This is a genomic window from Halarcobacter ebronensis, assembly GCF_013201825.1.
Classification (GTDB): Bacteria; Campylobacterota; Campylobacteria; order Campylobacterales; family Arcobacteraceae; genus Halarcobacter; species Halarcobacter ebronensis.
Window position 1 is genome coordinate 1,361,314 of record NZ_CP053836.1, and the last position, 18,284, is coordinate 1,379,597.

At 27.9% G+C, this 18,284-nt stretch carries 16 protein-coding genes and 1 pseudogene; 10 read left to right on the forward strand and 7 right to left on the reverse strand.

The window, feature by feature from the left end:
* Positions 1-203 precede the first annotated feature (203 nt).
* Entirely contained in the window at positions 204-1,178 is a 975-nt protein-coding gene (locus AEBR_RS06650) for an aldolase catalytic domain-containing protein (protein WP_129088407.1), read from the reverse strand.
* Positions 1,179-1,290: 112 nt separating this feature from the next.
* Here AEBR_RS06650 and AEBR_RS06655 point away from each other — a divergent pair, with 112 nt between their 5' ends.
* Together AEBR_RS06655 and AEBR_RS06660 are read left to right on the forward strand one after the other, a co-directional pair.
* On the forward strand, positions 1,291-3,483 hold the full coding sequence (locus tag AEBR_RS06655; protein ID WP_129088406.1) for an endonuclease MutS2: 2,193 nt from the start codon (positions 1,291-1,293) through the stop codon (positions 3,481-3,483).
* Positions 3,484-3,493: 10 nt separating this feature from the next.
* Positions 3,494-4,315 (forward strand): mechanosensitive ion channel family protein, encoded by an 822-nt coding sequence (locus AEBR_RS06660; protein ID WP_129088405.1) that lies wholly within the window; start codon positions 3,494-3,496, stop codon positions 4,313-4,315.
* Positions 4,316-4,321: 6 nt separating this feature from the next.
* Here the strand turns inward: AEBR_RS06660 and ltaE are convergent, their stop codons facing one another.
* The 5 genes from ltaE to AEBR_RS06685 form a co-directional block, all read right to left on the reverse strand.
* Positions 4,322-5,329 (reverse strand): low-specificity L-threonine aldolase, encoded by a 1,008-nt coding sequence (ltaE, locus tag AEBR_RS06665; protein WP_164969534.1) that lies wholly within the window; start codon positions 5,327-5,329, stop codon positions 4,322-4,324.
* Positions 5,330-5,396: 67 nt separating this feature from the next.
* A complete protein-coding gene (locus AEBR_RS06670; protein WP_129088404.1) occupies positions 5,397-5,783 on the reverse strand; it encodes a DUF6858 family protein in 387 nt (128 codons plus the stop codon).
* A complete protein-coding gene (locus AEBR_RS06675; protein WP_129088403.1) occupies positions 5,780-6,334 on the reverse strand; it encodes a hypothetical protein in 555 nt (184 codons plus the stop codon). Before AEBR_RS06675 ends, AEBR_RS06670 begins: the two co-directional genes overlap by 4 nt.
* Positions 6,335-6,445: 111 nt before the next feature.
* Positions 6,446-9,316, reverse strand: coding sequence for a DUF748 domain-containing protein (locus tag AEBR_RS06680; RefSeq protein WP_129088402.1), 2,871 nt, complete (start codon positions 9,314-9,316; stop codon positions 6,446-6,448).
* Between the two features lie 79 nt (positions 9,317-9,395).
* Positions 9,396-10,280, reverse strand: a complete 885-nt coding sequence (locus AEBR_RS06685; protein WP_129088401.1) for a LysR substrate-binding domain-containing protein — start codon at positions 10,278-10,280, stop codon at positions 9,396-9,398.
* A gap of 108 nt (positions 10,281-10,388) precedes the next feature.
* Here AEBR_RS06685 and AEBR_RS06690 point away from each other — a divergent pair, with 108 nt between their 5' ends.
* The 8 genes and pseudogenes from AEBR_RS06690 to AEBR_RS06725 form a co-directional block, all read left to right on the forward strand.
* Entirely contained in the window at positions 10,389-11,417 is a 1,029-nt protein-coding gene (locus AEBR_RS06690; protein WP_129088400.1) for a YeiH family protein, read from the forward strand.
* A 59-nt stretch (positions 11,418-11,476) separates the two neighbouring features.
* Complete coding sequence (locus AEBR_RS06695; RefSeq protein WP_129088399.1) at positions 11,477-12,280, forward strand: sulfite exporter TauE/SafE family protein; 804 nt, start codon at positions 11,477-11,479, stop codon at positions 12,278-12,280.
* A 33-nt stretch (positions 12,281-12,313) separates the two neighbouring features.
* Positions 12,314-13,414 carry a succinyl-diaminopimelate desuccinylase gene (dapE, locus tag AEBR_RS06700; RefSeq protein WP_129088398.1) on the forward strand — a complete coding sequence of 367 codons (1,101 nt, stop codon included), beginning with the start codon at positions 12,314-12,316 and terminating at the stop codon, positions 13,412-13,414.
* An 82-nt stretch (positions 13,415-13,496) separates the two neighbouring features.
* Positions 13,497-14,039 carry an ORF6N domain-containing protein gene (locus AEBR_RS06705; protein ID WP_129088397.1) on the forward strand — a complete coding sequence of 181 codons (543 nt, stop codon included), beginning with the start codon at positions 13,497-13,499 and terminating at the stop codon, positions 14,037-14,039.
* 33 nt (positions 14,040-14,072) lie between these two features.
* Positions 14,073-15,926, forward strand: a complete 1,854-nt coding sequence (locus AEBR_RS06710; RefSeq protein ID WP_129088396.1) for a P-loop NTPase fold protein — start codon at positions 14,073-14,075, stop codon at positions 15,924-15,926.
* 52 nt (positions 15,927-15,978) lie between these two features.
* Positions 15,979-16,215, forward strand: a complete 237-nt coding sequence (locus tag AEBR_RS06715; RefSeq protein WP_129088395.1) for a helix-hairpin-helix domain-containing protein — start codon at positions 15,979-15,981, stop codon at positions 16,213-16,215.
* 51 nt (positions 16,216-16,266) lie between these two features.
* Complete coding sequence (locus AEBR_RS06720; RefSeq protein ID WP_129088394.1) at positions 16,267-16,746, forward strand: P-loop nucleotide/nucleoside kinase family protein; 480 nt, start codon at positions 16,267-16,269, stop codon at positions 16,744-16,746.
* 61 nt (positions 16,747-16,807) lie between these two features.
* Positions 16,808-17,451: pseudogene (locus AEBR_RS06725) on the forward strand (IS256 family transposase); the annotation flags it as partial.
* Between the two features lie 53 nt (positions 17,452-17,504).
* Here AEBR_RS06725 and AEBR_RS06730 read toward each other — a convergent pair.
* Positions 17,505-18,281 (reverse strand): AraC family transcriptional regulator, encoded by a 777-nt coding sequence (locus AEBR_RS06730; RefSeq protein ID WP_129088393.1) that lies wholly within the window; start codon positions 18,279-18,281, stop codon positions 17,505-17,507.
* Between the last annotated feature and the right edge of the window lie 3 nt (positions 18,282-18,284).

An 18,284-nucleotide genomic window follows, 5' to 3' on the forward strand; every position in this document is an offset into this window, starting at 1 on the left:
GCAAGAGGGTACATGAAAATCTTTTTTGTAGATAAATGAAAATTTTACATGTAAGTCTAAACCTTAGACATTATTAAGTAGCTGGCTAAAATTATATTGAATTAGGAATAAAGATTCATTTAAAAAATAAATATTTCTTTAAATTTTATAACTAATAATTTAAAATTAGTTTTTTGATAGGTTTTTAAAAAAAAGAGTATAGCTTAACTATACTCTTCTGTTAGTTTGTTATAAAATTTAACGTATTGAGTGTCACCTTCATCTCTTGCTTTCATTGCAGGTCTTGGGTGCTCATTTAGTTTTCCTGTAATCATATATGGAACTGAATATCCCCAATCAAGCTCTTTTTCAAGTGGAACAATAAACTCTTCTATAAATTTTAATACAGGAGTTAACTTATATTTTGGATTCTTTAAAAATCCAACTAGAAGTTCCATAGGACAGTTTCCAGCACCTCTTCCAAGTCCAGAAACAGTAACATCAAGAAAGCTTGTTCCATAAATCATAGCTTCTAAAGTATTTGCATAAGCTAATTGTAGGTTATTGTGAGCATGGATACCAACTTGTTTTCCTGATACTTTTGCCACATCAAGATATTTCCCTGTTAGTTTATTGATTTGTTCAGGATAAAATGATCCAAAACTATCAGCAATATAAATAACATCAACAGATGATTTTCCAACTTGTGCTAAAACTTCATCTAATTCATCATCAAACGATTTTGATATTGCCATTATATTACAAGTGGTTTCATAACCTTTTGCATGAAAGTCTTCTATTAAGTCAATTGCTTCAGGTAGTTGATGAATATATGTTGCAACTCTAATCATATCAACAACACTCTCATCTTTTGGTGGAATCTCCTCTTTTAAAGTTCTTCCCACATCTGCCATAACTGCTATTTTAAGAGCTGTATTATTATCTCCAATAACTCTTCTAATATCTTTCTCTTTACAAAAGTTCCAACAACCGTATTCCTCTTCACTCATTACAGTTGGAGATACATTTTTACCAATCTCCATATAATCAATTCCAGCTGCAACACACATCTCATAGTGAGCTTTTACAAACTCGTCTGTAAAGTGGTAGTTATTAACTAACCCACCATCTCTAATAGTACAGTCAAAAACTTTTAAATCTTCTCTTACAGAAAAAATGGAACCTTTCTTTTCTAACATAATTTTTCCTAGTCTCTTTTTTAAGGGATATATTTTATCCAAAAAGCTTGGAAATAAAGTTTAAATGGTATTTTGAAAATGGATTTAATTAATTGTAAGCTATAATTCCCAAATGCAAGAGATATTTAAAAAATTAGATTTAACAGAATATATAGACTCTTTTTCTAAACTATTAGCCAGAGAGAAATCGATTATTTTAGAAGGTGATATAAACCTTCATTATAGACTTATCAATGAGCTATCAAAGTTTAATATTAAAGAGCCACCAAAACTTTCAAACCTAGATAATGCACTATTGCATATACAAAAGCAAGGTGTATTAAAGATATATGAGATATATGAGTTTGTAAAAATAGTTGAGTATTTTAACTACTTAAAAAAGTTTAACTTTGAGGGAAAACTTCAAGAGTGGATAGATAAAATTGTTATACCAACAGATATACTAAATGTAACCAACTATTTTGATGAAAAATCAAATCTTAGATCTGGAATAAATGAAGATTATGATGCAATAGGTGAAGCAATAAGTAGAAATAAACAAGAGATTAAACAAAGTTTATATAAGACAATAAATTCATCTAATGTTAGAGCTTATTTGGTTGATTCACAAGTTCATTATATAAATCAAGAGGAGACAATTTTAGTTAGAGGTGGTTTTAACCATGTTCTAAAAGCAACAGTTTTAGATAGATCAAACTCTGGATTTTTTTATGTAATACCACATAGTGTAAGTGCTTTAAAACAAAAACAAAGTGACCTTATAAATAAACAAGAGGAGATACTACTTAAAATATGTAGAGATATAAGTTCACTGTTTGAAAAAAACTTGATGTTTTTAAAGTATATAAACAAAGAGTTTGACAGGTTTGATCACTATCAAGCAAGACTTTTCTTTGCTAAAATTGATGATAAGAACTTTATTCTGCCAAATAAAGATAAGAAAAATAAGTTAGTTGATTTTAGACATCCAGCTTTACATGAAGCTAAACCTATAACAATTGATTTTACAAAAGCTGTTGTTATGATAACAGGGGTAAATGCAGGTGGTAAAACAATGATGTTAAAATCTATTTTATCAGCTGTGCTACTTTCAAAATATCTTCTTCCTTATAGAACCCATGCTTCAACACAAGTGGGAAGTTTCAAAGAGATAAATGCAGTTTTAGACGATCCCCAAAGTGTAAAAAATGATATCTCTACTTTTGCAGGAAGAATGGTTGAGTTTTCAAAACTCTTCTCTTCAAAAAGTGCGATTGTTGGAGTTGATGAAATTGAACTAGGAACAGACTCAGATGAAGCAGCATCTTTATTTAAAGTGATAATTGAAGAGCTAATACAAAAAGATATAAAAATCATAATAACAACACACCATAAAAGATTGGCTTCACTTATGGCAGCAAATGAAAATGTTGAGTTAATAGCAGCTTTATATGATGAAGAGAATAGAAGACCAACCTATGAGTTTTTACAAGGTACAATTGGAAAATCATATGCCTTTGAAACTGCAAGTAGATATGGGATACCACATAATGTAATTAAAAAAGCAAAAGTGGTATATGGAGAAGATAAAGACAAACTCAATGAACTAATTGAAAGAAGTAGTGCTTTAGAGATTGAGTATAAAAGAAAACTAGAAAAACTTCAAAATGAGATAGAAGAGTTTGAGAGATTAAGCAAAAATCTAAAAGAGCAAAAAGAGAACTTAGATGAGTTTATTTTTGAAGAGAAATCAAAACTTCATAGGGAATATAAAGATGCAAGAGATGAGGCTAAAAAAGCAATTAAAGCAAAAATTGCCGAAGGACACCAACATCTAAATGTGGCACACGCAAAAGCAAGAGCCATAAAAACTGAACAGGTGCATGATATTGAAGATTTCAAAGTTGGCGATAAAGTAAAATATAGAAGTTCAAAGGGTGAGATTGTATCAATAAAAGGTAAAAAGGCTTTTATTGAAAATGATGCAGGTATGAAGATGCAAGTATCATTAAGTGATTTAAAACCTAGTGGAAATATACCAAAAGTTAAAAAGAAATCAACTGTTACAGTTCAAAAACCTAGCACTGGTCATGTACAGTTAGACTTGCATGGACAAAGAGCAGATGAAGCAATAGAGAATCTTGATAAGTTTTTATCAGATGCTTTAATTGCTGGTTTTGATGAAGTCCTTGTATATCATGGTATAGGAACAGGAAAACTTTCCTTTGCAGTTAAACAGTTTTTGGACAAACATCCAAGAATCAAAGGTTACTCTGATGCCCATCCAAGCCAAGGTGGTTTTGGGGCAAAAGTGATTAAATTATAGGAAAAAAAAGATGGAACAAGAGCTACAAACCATTCAAAAATTTTATAACATCATTATAGAGTTTTTTGTCAACTACAGTTTTCAATTAATAGGTGCAATTATAATTTTTGTAATTGGATGGTTTTTAGCAAATAAAATCTCAAATGCTGTAAGAAAATTGTGTGAGAAAAATGAGTTAGATGTTACTTTGACAAAGTTTGTAGTAAATATTGTTAAATTTGGACTTATTATTGGTATTACTATTATTGCTTTAGGCAAAATTGGTATTACACTTACTCCTTTTATTGCTGGTATTGGTGCCGCTTCACTTGGGGCTGGTTTGGCTTTACAAGGAACTTTGTCTAACTATGGAGCTGGTTTGTCTATTATTATAGGAAGACCTTTTATTGTTGGAAATACAATTACTGTTGAAGGTATTAGTGGTGTAGTTGAAGAGATAAGACTTGCAAATACAATTCTTTCAACTGAAGATGGAGAGATAATTACAATTCCAAACAAACATATAATAGGTGAAGTGATTGTAAACTCTTTTGAGTATAAAGTTGTGGAGAGTGTAGTTGGAATTGATTATAAGTGTGATCCTAAAAAAGCAATAGAGGCAATAAGAGCTGTTTTAAATAGTTTTGAAAATGAAGTTTCAAAAGAGTTAAAAGCACAAATAGGAATAAAAGAGTTTGGTGATTTTTCTATAAATATAGAGCTTAGATATTGGAGTTTAACAAAATCATATTTTGAGACACAATATAGGGTGAATTTGGCTATTTATGAAGCCTTTAAACAAAATAATATAAATATCCCATTCCCAACATATAATCTAATAAAAAAAGACTAAAAGTTATTACTTAATGTAATAACTTTTAAATACTTCAATAACCTTTTTAATATCTTTTTTTGAAATATCCCTATGAACTACTATTCTTAACTCTCCATATCCCGATATTAGAATCCCATTGTTTTTTAGATATTCTACTAACTCTTTTGAGTTTTCAACCTCAATAAATAGCATATTTGTATCATTTGATATGATTTTTATTTTATCTATCTTTTTTAGTTTTTTTGTTAAATATTTTGCTAATTCATGGTCTTTTTTCAAATTTTTAATATGGTTGTCTAAAGCATAAGTTGCAGCTGCAGCTAAAAGTCCAGATTGTCTAAGTCCACCACCAAGCATTTTTCTATAATGTCTAGCTTCTTTTATAAACTCTTTTGAACCAGTTAAAACAGAACCAATAGGCGCTCCAAGACCTTTAGATAAACAAATAGATACAGAATCAAAATATTTTGTTATATCTTCTAGTTTTACCTCTAAAGCAACAACTGCATTAAAAACTCTAGCTCCATCTAAATGAAGTGCAAGATTATTCTCTTTTGCAAATTTAGAAGCCTCTTTAATATATTCTAAACTCAAAACTTTTCCATTATGAGTATTCTCCAAACATAAAAGTTTTGTTCTTGCATGGTGATTATCAATTGGTTTTATCTTCTTTTTTATTTTCTCTAAATCCAATGTTGCATCTTTTTCAAACTCAATTGGCTGTGGTTGAATTGAACCTACAACAGCTCCTCCACCAGCTTCATATTTATACAAATGGGCATCTTGTCCACAAATATATTCATCGCCTCTTTGGCAATGGCTTAAAAGAGCTAAAAGGTTAGATTGTGTTCCACTTGGTACAAAAACTGCTGCCTCTTTTTTAGCCATTAAAGCAATTTTTTCTTCAAGTTCAATTACACTAGGATCTTCACCATATACATCATCACCAACCTTTGCATCTTTTATAATTTGTCTCATTTTTTTAGATGGTTTTGTTACCGTGTCACTTCTTAAATCTATAATTTTATTCATTGCATACCTTTTTATAAATATATAAAGATATTAACTTTTTTATTTTGATTATAAAGTTAAAAATAGTCTATTTTTTAAGTGATTTTACAATATTTTCCATTGCAATATTTGCTTGTTCATTTGGTGCTTCAAGGAAGTTTACAACAAAACTATTTTCAAGTTCAACAACTCCAATTGCTCTTGGACGTATAGCTAAAACCTCAGGAGTTGGTATCTCTTTACCAAAACAGAAGATAATATTTTTTGCCTCTTTTATTGCAGGATTTATCTCGCCTTTTATTCTTACTGTGTGTTCATATTGATTAAATGTTGAGATATAAGCAATAATCTCATTTTCATCAATTTTTTTCTTTAATGCAGCAATTATTTCATCAACACTTGAATAAGACAACTCCTCTTTGTTGAACTCTATCTCAAATATGTGATATTTCTCTTTAAATATTTTTTGTTTCATTTTGTTTCCTTTAATGTTATAAATGATTTGATTACACAAGCCATACGTTCAGGTATATCTGAAGTATCAATTTTCATATAATCACTTTGTATTTTGTAAATTAATTTATCATCAAGGATAAATTCAAATACTAAATAACCAGCAAAAATTTTACTTTTTGGGCTTTTTTTCCCTTTGTCCTCTTTATCATTTTCTAAAATGTAGTAGTCAATTAGAAGTTTCTTATTATTTGAAATTTGCTCTTTTTGGTATGGCTTAATCTTCTCAAGCAAAATTTCATCCGCTTTTTTACTATCTATATAGTTAAGAATTTTTGATTGCATATAAATTGATTGCTCAATTCTTGACTTAATAGTAAAGTTCCCACTCTCAAAGAGTTTTATAGCCTCAGTTGCTAAGTTCTTATTTGAAATCTTTTCAAATGTTGTGGTTCTCTCTTGACAAGGAACTCTTCTCTCTTTTTTGATTGAATCATTACTTTTTTTTGTAATTATTCCATATCCAAAAAAAAGAACAAAAGCAGTTAACAAGAGGTAATAAAATTTATTCATCCAAATTCCTATTAGTTTTAGTTATTAAAATTATAAAGATTTGGAATATTAACAAAAGTTTTATTATAAGTTTTTTAAATAATATAATTATAATTTAGAATTATAATTATATTATCTTGTTGAGAGTGTGATTTTAAATTGTGTCCATTTCTCTTTCTCATTATTGCTTGTAGAAATCTCTTTGAAGTTTAATGACTCTTTAGGTATTTTTTTAATATTAAGAAGATAGTTTTTAATCTCTTCAACTCTTATTTTTGATAAAGAAACAAGCTCATCTTCTGTAACTTCCTCTTTTGAAGCTAGAAAATCTTTCAAATATGCTACATACGCTTCATTGTCAAAGTAACTCTTTTTATCTTTATCCTCTTTTGTAAACTCTTTTTTTAGCTCTTCAATATCTTTTTTCTCTTTTAGTGTATTATAGAGTCTTTCTAAAACAATTTTATACTCATCGCCTTTTGAGACTTTTTTCATCTCATTCTCAATTTTTAGTTCAATTTTTCTATTTTGAAGAGCTTTTTTATCGTTTATAGTATTGTATATTGGTTCAATATTTATTGCCAATTTTGGTTTCTTTTCAAGGATTTTTGCAATGGTATCTAAAGCCTCTTTTTCTGAAACTATAATATCACTTTTACCATATTCAAAATCTATCCCTTTTAATTTCTCTTCATCAACACCAAAGAGTGAAGCTAAAAGTGAAAAAGGTGCAGTTACAGCTTTTATGATTAAATTTGTAAAAGCTTTCCAGACTATTGGTGCAACTGAGAATTGTGGATCATCCACATTTCCTTTAATAGGTAAATCTATATCAATAACTCCATTACTATCTTCTAATAAAGCAATTGCAAACTCCAAAGGAAGATTTACTGCATCAGGACTCTTTACATTTTTACCTAACTTAATGTCACTTATTATTACTGAGTTTTGTGCATCAAGATTTGATTTTTTTATATTATATTTCAAATTTAGATTTAATTTTCCGCTATCAATCTCTCTTCCTACAAATTTCCCAGAATAAGGAGTGAAGTTTTTAATAGCAATATTTTTAAAGATGATGTTTGTATCTGTTAGAAGTTTGATATCATTTACATCAAGTGTTCCTGTTATTTTTGTATAACCATATTTATCAACTTCTCCTTCAAGGCTCAATTCTGTAGGTTTAGAACTACTTGAATTCAACCTTGAAAACTCTCCATTTAGTTTTGTTATATTTGTTCTAAAAGGGATAGGAAGATTTTTATCTTGGAAAGTCATTCTCATCTCTTTGATTTTTAAAGGTCCAACATCAAAATGAAAATTGTTATTACTTTTTTCTTCATTTTTAGCCTTTTCTTCTTTCTTTTCGGTTATTACATTTTTAGAATTTTGTTTTCCTAGTGTAATTGCAAAGTAGGGCTTATTAACTGTTGAATTGGCTATGCTAAGAGTATTATCTTTATGCTCAATTTTATTTACTAGAACATCAATATTTTTTGCAAGGATATCTGTTTTGTTATTTTCATCTTTTAAAAAGAGATAAGGGTCAAGGAATTCAACTTTTTCTATTTTTGTATTTCCATTGCTGTTTGCAAGTTTATTTATTACAACTTTGATATCTTTTGCATCAATTTTTCTGTTGTTTTTATTATCAACCAAAAGTAAATCAGGTTTATTTAAAGAGAGTTTATTTATTAAAACAACACTGTCAATAAAAGAGTTTTCTGAAGCATTTAGATCTATATTTTTAACATTAATATTATTTGAACTATCAGTTAAATCTGTTTTTTTTACCTTTAGCGCTAACTCTTTTAATGTAATATCTTCACCTTTTATGTTCAATTTTTTAAGTATAAGTGCTATATTTTTAAGCTCTGTATTAAATGAGTTTGAATCATCTTTAAAGCTAAGATTAGAATTTGTTAAAGCAAACTCATTTAAGTCAATATTCCAAGGCTTGGTTGTTGTTTTTGTCTCTTCATTACTATTTGAAAGCTCTTTTGAATTTATAAGATTATTAAAGTTGAAGTTCTCTTTTTTATCTTTTTTAATATGAGTATTTACTCCATTTAAACTTATAGCTTCTATATTTAGCTGATTTTCTGGATATTTTAAATCCAAGTTATTTATACTAAAACTTTCAAAAGAGAAGAGTCTTCCACTCTTTTCATCAAGGGCAATATTATTAATCTTTAAATTGGCATGATTAACTTCTATTTTCAAGCTTTTTGCAGTATTTACTTGATAACCAAAGTCAAGGTTTATTGTTGCTTTTTTATCTAGATTAAAATTTAGAAGATCTTGTTTATATCCAATTAGTTCTGTTGGTTTCAAATCTGTAAGGTTTACATTACCATACATTTCAAAAGGACTTAATCTAAGCCCACCTTTTATTGCCAATTTTGTATTTTTATTTATAATCATATGAAGTGAATGAGAAGCTAAATTATTTCTAAAAGTTCCCATATCATAAAAGGTATAGTTAAATTTATCCACTTGGAGTTTATAGGGTTTATTGTTTTTAATAAGTTTTGTAAACTCAATCTTTGCATTTTTTATAACTGTTTTTGAAAATTGAAAAGCAATTGAAGATGACTCTTCTGTAGGTTTTTCTTTACTATTTTCATCTTTTTGTTTTAAAATTTTTTGAAGATTCAGACTCTCATCTTCATATTGAATTATATTTATATATGGGTTAACCAATAAAAAGTTTTTGAAATTAATATGCTTTTCATCAAGAGATTTTAACATTGCAAAATCTATTGTTGCTTCATCAAGAGAGAGGGTGGTTATTCCTTTATCTTCAATTTTTAAACCTTTTAAAGAGGCTTTTAATAAAAAAGGATTAAATTCAATTTTTTCAATTGTTGCAGTTTGATTTATATTCTCATTTATTATATTTTCTAGCTTTGGTTTTAGTATCTTAGGAATGGCTACAAATCCCAAAATTGCGTAGATTAAAACAAGGCTTAACAAGGTTATTAATAGTCTATTATTTTTCATAGATAATCCTTTTGTTTTCCATTCAATTATAACATAAAGATACTAATCTATGATTACAAGAATTATCTACTAGGGGTTTTTAATAATAGTTTTTACTTATCATTTGATCCTCAACAAACTCTTTAAAAGTGGTAAAAAGCCTGTTTAATGTTCTATTCTTGTGATATATAAGATGAAACTCTCTTTTAAACTCAATATTTATAAGCTCAATTTGAAAAAGCTCTTTGTTTTTAAGCTCCTTTTCCACTGCAACTTTTGAGATTGCTGTTATAGTATTGTTGTGTCTTAATAAAATCTTTTTTATCTCATCAAACTCATATAACTCCATAAAAATATCCAACTCTTGTGCAAGTTTGCCTAAACCATTTATAAATACATCCCTTGTTCCTGAACCACTCTCTCTCAAAATCCACTTTTTACCAATTGTGTCAATAAAGGTTTTTTTAGGGGCATTCTTATCACTTGTTACAACTATAAGTTCATCATCAATTATCTTCTCTTTTATAATATTTGCATTATCACATGAGGCTTCAATAAGTCCCACATCAAGTGATCCATCCAAAATCTTTTCTATTATTATTGAGGAGTTTAAAGAGTTGATTTGTAAAGAGACATCTTTATATTGTGATAAAAAATCATAATAGATATTTGGCATTATAAAGTTTGCAATTGTTTTACTTGCTGCAACATTTAACGTTCCTGCTAGTTTATTGTTTTGGAATATTGTTTTTGCATCAATTAATGAAAGATAGTGTTCATAGGTTATTTTTTTAAAATATTTTCCCCTATCATTTAAGATAAGTTTTTTACCAACCCTATCAAAAAGCTCCTCTTCCAATTTTCCTTCTAAAGATTTTATTGCCAAAGAGACTGCTGATTGGCTTATATTAAGCTCATTTGCTACTTGGCTAACTGCTGGATTTTCACAAAGTTTATAGAAAAAATTTAACTCTTTTAAGGTCATACCCTCTCTCCTTATAAAAAATATTAATTATTATATTAAAAATAATATATTTTACAAATTAAATCTCAAGTGATATACTCAATTTTATTTTTAATTTAAAGGTTTATTATGTTTACAAAAGAGAATAGGGAAAATACACTAAATGGAATACTTTTTGTTGCTCTTTTTGCCTGCGCTGCTACTTTTTTAGCAGAGTTTAGAGTTTTTAAAAACTTAGGAATTAGTCCTTTGATTATTGGAATTATTCTAGGGATGCTTTATGCAAATACTTTAAGAAATAGATTACCAAAAGAGTGGCAACCAGGAATAATCTTCTCTACAAAAACTATTTTAAGAACAGGTATAGTTTTTTATGGTTTTAGACTTACTTTCCAAAGTATTGAAGCTGTTGGATTTAGTGGTGTTTTAGTTAGTGCTTTAGTTGTATTTTTAACTTTTGTTATTGGATATTTTGTTGGAACAAAAATTTTAAAATTAGATAGAGATACAACAATCTTAACAACAGCAGGAAGTTCTATTTGCGGTGCAGCAGCAGTTTTAGCAACTGAACCAGTTATAAATGCCAAACCATATAAAAGTGCAGTTGCAGTCTCAACGGTAGTCTTATTTGGAACAATTGCTATGTTTTTGTACCCATTTTTATATAAAGCTGGATTTATTCCTTTTAATCAAACAGCTATGGGAGTATATATTGGTGGAACTATTCATGAAGTTGCCCATGTAGTTGCAGCTGGAAATGCAATTGGAAGTGAAGCAAGTTCTAATGGAATTATTGTAAAAATGATTAGGGTTATGATGATAGCTCCTTTTCTAATTTTTTTATCAATTTGGTTGGCAAAAACTGCCAAAGAGAAGACAAAAGATAAAAGAGCAAAGATAACAATACCTTGGTTTGCTGTTATGTTTATTGTTGTAGTAGGTTTTAACTCTTTTGAATTTTTACCTTTAGTTGCTGTTGATACAATAAATAATCTTGATACATTTGCTTTAACAATGGCAATGTCAGCCCTTGGAATGGAGACAAGTTTTGATAAGTTTAAAGATGTGGGAGCAAAACCTGTATATTTAGCATTTATTTTATTCTTATGGTTGATTTTTGGTGGGTTTTTTATTGTAAAGTTTGCCATGGCTTTGTAATTAACTATTTAAGAGAAGAAGTGTTAATATACACTTCTCAAACTTAATAGGACAATACAATGTTAGGAATAGAATCAATCATACTTTACATCCTTCTTGGCTCTTTTGTTGGAGTAGCAGCTGGACTTTTTGGAATAGGTGGTGGTGGAATTATTGTTCCAGCTTTAACAATGATATTTTTTATGCAAGAGATGCCTTCTGAGAATATGATGCATATGGCATTAGGAACTTCAATGGCAACAATTGTTGTTACCTCAATTTCAAGTCTAAGAGCACACCACAAAAAAGGTGGAGTTTTATGGGATGTTTTTAAAATGCTTGCTCCTGGAATAATAATAGGAACTTTTTTAGCAACTTTTCTTGCTTCTATTCTTAGTTCAAAACATTTAGCAATTTTCTTTTCAATCTTTATGGCGTATGTATCTATTCAAATGTTTTTAAATAAGAAGCCAAAACCAAGTAGAAAAATAGCAGGTCCAAAGTTGCAATTTACTGCTGGAACAATAATTGGGGCAATCTCAGCAATGGTATCAATTGGAGGAGGTTCTTTAACCGTTCCTTATCTTATTTGGCAAAATGTGGATATTAGAAAAGCAATAGGAACAAGTGCTGCTGTTGGTTTTCCCATTGCTGTAAGTGGAACTTTGGGATTTATTGTAAATGGTTGGGAAAATACAGATTTAGAACACTATGTATTTGGTTTTGTCTCTCTTCCAGCTTTCTTTTTTATTGCACTTTTTAGTTATCTAACTGCACCAATAGGAGTAAAACTAGCTCACACTTTACCTGTTGATACTGTAAAGAAATATTTTGCTTGTTTACTAATGTTTTTATGTATAAAAATGCTCTATTCTTTTATTTAGTATTTGTTAAAATTGCGCTAGAAAAGGAAAAAGATGACAAGCATAGAGTTATTTCAAAAACTATTAAGATTTAAATCACTTACACCCCATGATGATGGAGCTTTTGATTTTATAGAAGAGTATTTAGGTGATACTTGGTCGTGTATCAAAGTTGATATGGAAGGTGTAAAAAATAGATTTTTTTATAAAAAATTCAATGAGAAAAAGCAACACTTATGTTTTGCAGGACATATAGATGTAGTACCTGTAGGGCAGGGTTGGGAAATAGACCCTTTTGCAGCAGAAGTTGTAGATGGAGTAATAAGTGCAAGAGGTTCTCAAGATATGAAAAGTGGTGATGCTGCCTTTTTATATGCTTGTAAACATGCACAAAATTTTGATGGAACACTTTCAATTTTAATGACAAGTGATGAAGAGGGTGAGGGAACTTATGGAACTATCAAAATGCTTGAACACTTAAAAGAGATAGACTTTATACCAAATTATGCAGTTGTAGCAGAACCAACTTGTGAAGAGGTTTTTGGTGATGCTATAAAAGTAGGGCGACGTGGAAGTATAAATGGATATATCACTATAAAAGGTAAACAAGGTCATGCTGCATACCCTGAAAAATGCATTAATCCAGTTCATAACTTTGCCTCAATTTTACCAAAACTAGCAGGGTATAACCTTGATAATGGAGATGAATATTTTGCCCCATCAAAGATGGTAATAACTGATATAAGAGGTGGTATGGAAGTTACAAATGTAACACCAAATGAACTGAAACTGATGTTCAATGTAAGAAATTCAACCAATACCACAAGAGAGTCTGTAGAAGCATTTATCCATAAAAATTTAGAAGGTTTAGAGTATGACTTTGTGAGCACACAAGGCTCATTTCCTTTTGTAACCAATAAAGAATCAAAAGTGGTAAAAGCTATGGAAAACTCTATAAAAGAGGTTTTAGGAGTAACCACAAAACACTCAACACATGGAGGAACTTCTGACGCCAGATATTTTGGAGCTTTTGGAATAGAAGCCATAGAGTTTGGTGTTATAAATGATACTATTCATAGTATTGGTGAGAGAACTACAGTTAAAGAAGTAGAAGGGTTAACTGCTGTTTTTGAGGACTTGATTAAAAACTTTTAGATTTAATTACATTATGTAATATTTTTTATTATTTCTACAAAACATTGATAGAATTACTTTATATTTATTATGGAGTAGTTCTATGGAAAACTTACCAAAACAATTGATTGAAAATCAAATCTATGATATTCGTAACTTAAAAGTGATGTTAGATAGTGACTTGGCAACTCTTTATCAAGTAGAAACTAAAAGAATAAATGAAGCTGTAAAAAATAACCCTGAAAAATTTCCTGAAGATTTTTATTTTGAACTTAGTGAAAAAGAGTTTGAAGTTTTGCGGTCGAAAATTTCGACCACAAAATTTACTAAAACAAGAACATTACCTAAAGTGTTTACAGAACAGGGCGTATATATGCTAGCAACTGTACTAAAAAGTAAAGTTGCCACAGATGTAACTATAAACATCATGCGCACCTTTACAAAGCTTAGAGAGTTTGCAATAACTTATAAAGATATAGTAATAGAACTAAAAAATCTAAAAGAAGATTTGAAACTAAATAAAAATCAAACAATAGAAAATACTAAACATATCAAAACAGCCTTTGAACTACTTACTCAAATACTTGAAGATACAAAAAAGACAGATGATAAAGTGATGGGGTTTAGGGTTGAAAAAAAGAATTAGATATAATGAAAAACTTGAATAGAAAGGTGAAGTATGCCTAATAAATATATTAATGAATTTTTAGATTATTATACAAAACTTCCAAATCCTCAATATGCAGTCCTTTTAAAGGGAAAGTGGGGAAGTGGAAAAACACATTTTATTAATGGGTATAAAAAACAATTATATAAAAATCAACAAAAATATATTTATGTAAGTTTGTATGGAGTTACTTCTTTTGATGAAATAGAAACTAAGTTTTTAGAAGCTATACATCCAAGACTTTACAATAAAAAAACTATTTTTGCAGGAAAAATTGCTAAACAACTTTTAAAAGGTACTTTAAAAATTGATTTAAATGATGATGGAAAAGCTGATGGAAAAGCTGATGGAAATGCAAGTGTTCAAATACCTAATTTTAAGCCTGAAGATTTATTAAATACTAAAGATTATATTTTAATATTTGATGATTTAGAAAGAAGTGGTATAAATATTATTGATTTACTTGGATATATAAACTTTTTTGTAGAACATCAATCTTATAAAGTAATTCTTATTGCAAATGAAGAAGAACTAGAAAAAACGGATAAATATCCTCAAATAAAAGAAAAACTTATTGGAAAAACTTTTGAGTTTAAAACAAATCCGAGTGCTGCATTTGATAGTTTTTTAAGTGAATTAAAAAATGAGAAAAGAGTAAAAGAAGATATTTTAGAAAAAGAAAAATCAAAAATATTAAAACTTTTTAAAAATTCAAAATCAAATAATCTTAGGTTTTTAAGACAAACGTTACTTGATTTTGAAAGGCTTCATGATGAAATTTTAATAAAATATTATGAAAAAGAAGAGATGATTAAAGATATTTTATATTGGTTTTTTCTCTTTTCTTTTGAAATAAAACGAGGGAATGATGAAGTTTTAGATTTGCTTAATGATGAACAAAACTCTAATTTTTTATCATTGTTTTCTTTTAAAAAGAAAGAAGAATTAACTTTTTTAGATAAATATAAACATGATGATAATTCTGATGTGATTATCTCTATTGTACAATGGAAAGAAATATTAATTAATTCAAATATTCAAAAAGATGAAATTGAAAAAGCTTTAGAAAATAGCAAATACTACATTGATGAAAATACTCCTTCATGGAAAAAGTTAAGCTCTTTTCATAATTTAACAGATGAGGAATTTATAATACTGTTAGAAGATGTATTTAAAAGGTTTCAATCTAATGAATATAAGGATTATAAACATTTTAAGTTTATATCTTCCTTGTTGTTATTTTTTCAAGAAAAAGAGTTATTAGATATTGAATTTGAAAAACTTTTTGATTTAATAAAGATAAATTTTAAAGTATTATTTGATGAAAATAATTTTAATATAGAGGATATATACTTTATAAAAAATAGAGCAATTACCGATACAAGTTATGAAAATATTGCATATTTTGAAAGTGAAAATTTTGAAAAATTGAAAAGTTATATAGATGAAGTTTTGGAAGAAAAAAAGAATTTAAAGCAAAAAGAAGATTCAGAAAAAATCATTTTAGCAATAAAAGAAAAAGATACACAAATACTTCTTGATTTATTAGAAGGTAAAAATGATATTAGATTTATTTATTATAAAGATAAACCAATATTAAATAATATAAATATTAATAATTTAGTTAATGTACTTATTAACACAGATGGCTTAACTATGCATTATTTTGGAGGAATTTTAAAAGATAGATATTATAAGGGAAAAGAAAACTTATTTGTAGAAGATGCTTTTCTAAAAAAAATATTGAAAAAATCTGAAGAGTATATTAAAGAAAATAAAGGAAAACTTAGTGCCTATAATTTAAATGAACAAATAGTTAAAAATTTAGAAGTTGCATTAGAGAAAATAGAAAAATTAAAACAATAAAGATTATTCAAAAAAAATTATAGAGTTATTTTAATATATATAAAGGATTTAAATGCCATTTTCAAAAGAAGAAAAACAAAAGCTTTTAGAAGTAAAGTTTGTAGGCGAAACAGTTATAAAAAGATTTGAGCAAATAGGTATTGATTCGTTGGAGGTTTTATCTAAAAGTAGTCTGGAAGAGATTACAGATATTGTTTCAGATATTTTGGGAAGCAGTTGTTGGAAAAATTCTCCCCAAGCTAAAAAAGCGGTACAAAATGCGATTGGTTATGCTAAATCTATTCAATAAATCTAAAAATTAAAAAAGAGTTAATAAATTTTAGTATGCAAAGGGTGGAAAATGAAAAATAAATTGCATTTTATGTGTGGAAAAATGGCAGCAGGTAAATCGACACTGTCAAAAAAACTCTCTAAAGAACATAATGCCATTTTTTTAAGTGAAGATGAACTTTTAAAAAAGTTATATCCCGATGAAATAAAAACCATTGAAGATTATATAAAGTATTCAAAAAGATTAAAAGATACGATGTTTGAATTTATTATTGACCTTTTAAAAAAAGGCAATGAAGTTGTTTTGGATTTTCCAGCAAATACTGTTTCTCAAAGGCAGTGGTTTAAAAATATATTTGAAACAGCAAATGTTGAACATATTATGTATTATGTAAAAAGAAGTGATGAAGTGTGTAAAGAGCAACTAAAAAAAAGAAATGAAAACTTACCAAAAGATGCTCCTTTGATAGATGAAGCAACTTTTGATGCAATTACCAAATATTTTCAAGAACCAAAAGAAGAGGAAGGTTTTAATATAATGTATGAGTAATTGTGGGGAGTGTTAGAAATTTTATGTCAGTCTGATAGAATTTATTCTAAAGGATTGAACTATGAATCAAACACTTGATTTAACTGATGTACTTGAACAAATAAAAGCAGGTGCAAAAATAGATGGTAAAGATGGAGTTTTAGCTCCACTTATCAAACAACTTACCGAAGCTGCATTACAAGCAGAACTTGAATCTCATCTTATAAGAGAGATAAATAAAAACAGAAAGAATAGCAAATCTTCTAAAACTATGAAAAGTAGTGTTGGTGAATTTGAACTTGATGTTCCAAGAGATAGAAACGGTTCTTATGAACCTCAAATAGTTAAAAAACATCAAACTCATATCTCTGAGCATATAGAACAAAAAATTTTATCTTTGTATGCTTTAGGTAATAGTTATTCTCAAATATCCGAACATATTGAAGAGATGTACGGATTAGAGTTTTCCAAAGCTACTATTAGTGCTGTTATTGACAAAGTAATACCAAGTGGCAACAAAGACCTCTTGAATCGATTTATCCATTTGTGTGGCTTGATGCAATACATTATAAAATTAAAGAGAATGGTAGATATATCTCAAAAGCAGTTTATACTATACTTGCTGTTAGACTAAATGGCAGAAAAGAGATATTAGGACTTTATTTATCAGAAAGTGAGGGAGCTAATTTTTGGCTTCAAGTATTAACTGACTTAAATAATAGAGGTTGTTGATAAGATTACTCAGAATTTTTTGTGGTATTAATTGTTATTTCTTTATTTTAACTCTTTGATATATATTCATACGCTGTAACACCATAAACTCTTTTAAAATGCCTATTTAAATGGGAAAGATCAGTAAATCCAAACTCAACTACAGTTCCATATAAATCTTTTGTTGTATCCAAATGTTTTTTTGCATGAACTATTTTACAGTTTAAAAAATATTGATAAGGAGTTATTCCTGTATTTGCTTTAAAAATCCTAATAAATTGAAATTTTGAAATACTTAATTCTTTAGATATTTCATCAATATCTAGAACTTCATCAAGATTATAGTAAATAATCTCTTTTGCTTTTTTTATAAATTCTGTTTCATTTGTATATTCTAAAGAGAAGTCTTTTGAAGTAAAATTACTCATCAAGTTTAAATATAGTTCATTACATAAAGTGATGTCTTTATTGTTTAATATTGAATAAGAAAGGTTTAATATATCATTTTTCAATTTATCTTCATAAACAATAGGTTTAGAAAAAGTGACTATATCTTTTTTTTCTAAAGCTTCTAAAAATAGTTCAGGTTTAATATAAAGCATAACATAATCTAATCCATCTTTGAAGTTCCCTGCCTTTCCATCATGTACTTGTTCTGGATTAAAAAGCATAACACCATTTTTATATGATGTTTGAGAAACTCCTTCTAAGTTATATTGTTGAACACCATTTAAAGTAACACCTAAGGTGTATTCTTCATGTGCATGTTTTTTATAAGAGAATTTACTCATTTTTGCAGATAAAGCAGTAATATCTAATTTATTTTTATATATAAATTTATCCATATT

Coding starts and splice junctions, on each gene's coding strand:
- AEBR_RS06650 (WP_129088407.1), bottom strand. CDS start 1,178: ATGTTAGAAAAGAAAGGTTCCATTTTTTCTGTAAGAGAAGATTTAAAA.
- AEBR_RS06655 (WP_129088406.1), top strand. CDS start 1,291: ATGCAAGAGATATTTAAAAAATTAGATTTAACAGAATATATAGACTCT.
- AEBR_RS06660 (WP_129088405.1), top strand. CDS start 3,494: ATGGAACAAGAGCTACAAACCATTCAAAAATTTTATAACATCATTATA.
- ltaE (WP_164969534.1), bottom strand. CDS start 5,329: ATGAATAAAATTATAGATTTAAGAAGTGACACGGTAACAAAACCATCT.
- AEBR_RS06670 (WP_129088404.1), bottom strand. CDS start 5,783: ATGAAACAAAAAATATTTAAAGAGAAATATCACATATTTGAGATAGAG.
- AEBR_RS06675 (WP_129088403.1), bottom strand. CDS start 6,334: ATGAATAAATTTTATTACCTCTTGTTAACTGCTTTTGTTCTTTTTTTT.
- AEBR_RS06680 (WP_129088402.1), bottom strand. CDS start 9,316: ATGAAAAATAATAGACTATTAATAACCTTGTTAAGCCTTGTTTTAATC.
- AEBR_RS06685 (WP_129088401.1), bottom strand. CDS start 10,280: ATGACCTTAAAAGAGTTAAATTTTTTCTATAAACTTTGTGAAAATCCA.
- AEBR_RS06690 (WP_129088400.1), top strand. CDS start 10,389: ATGTTTACAAAAGAGAATAGGGAAAATACACTAAATGGAATACTTTTT.
- AEBR_RS06695 (WP_129088399.1), top strand. CDS start 11,477: ATGTTAGGAATAGAATCAATCATACTTTACATCCTTCTTGGCTCTTTT.
- dapE (WP_129088398.1), top strand. CDS start 12,314: ATGACAAGCATAGAGTTATTTCAAAAACTATTAAGATTTAAATCACTT.
- AEBR_RS06705 (WP_129088397.1), top strand. CDS start 13,497: ATGGAAAACTTACCAAAACAATTGATTGAAAATCAAATCTATGATATT.
- AEBR_RS06710 (WP_129088396.1), top strand. CDS start 14,073: ATGCCTAATAAATATATTAATGAATTTTTAGATTATTATACAAAACTT.
- AEBR_RS06715 (WP_129088395.1), top strand. CDS start 15,979: ATGCCATTTTCAAAAGAAGAAAAACAAAAGCTTTTAGAAGTAAAGTTT.
- AEBR_RS06720 (WP_129088394.1), top strand. CDS start 16,267: ATGAAAAATAAATTGCATTTTATGTGTGGAAAAATGGCAGCAGGTAAA.
- AEBR_RS06730 (WP_129088393.1), bottom strand. CDS start 18,281: ATGGATAAATTTATATATAAAAATAAATTAGATATTACTGCTTTATCT.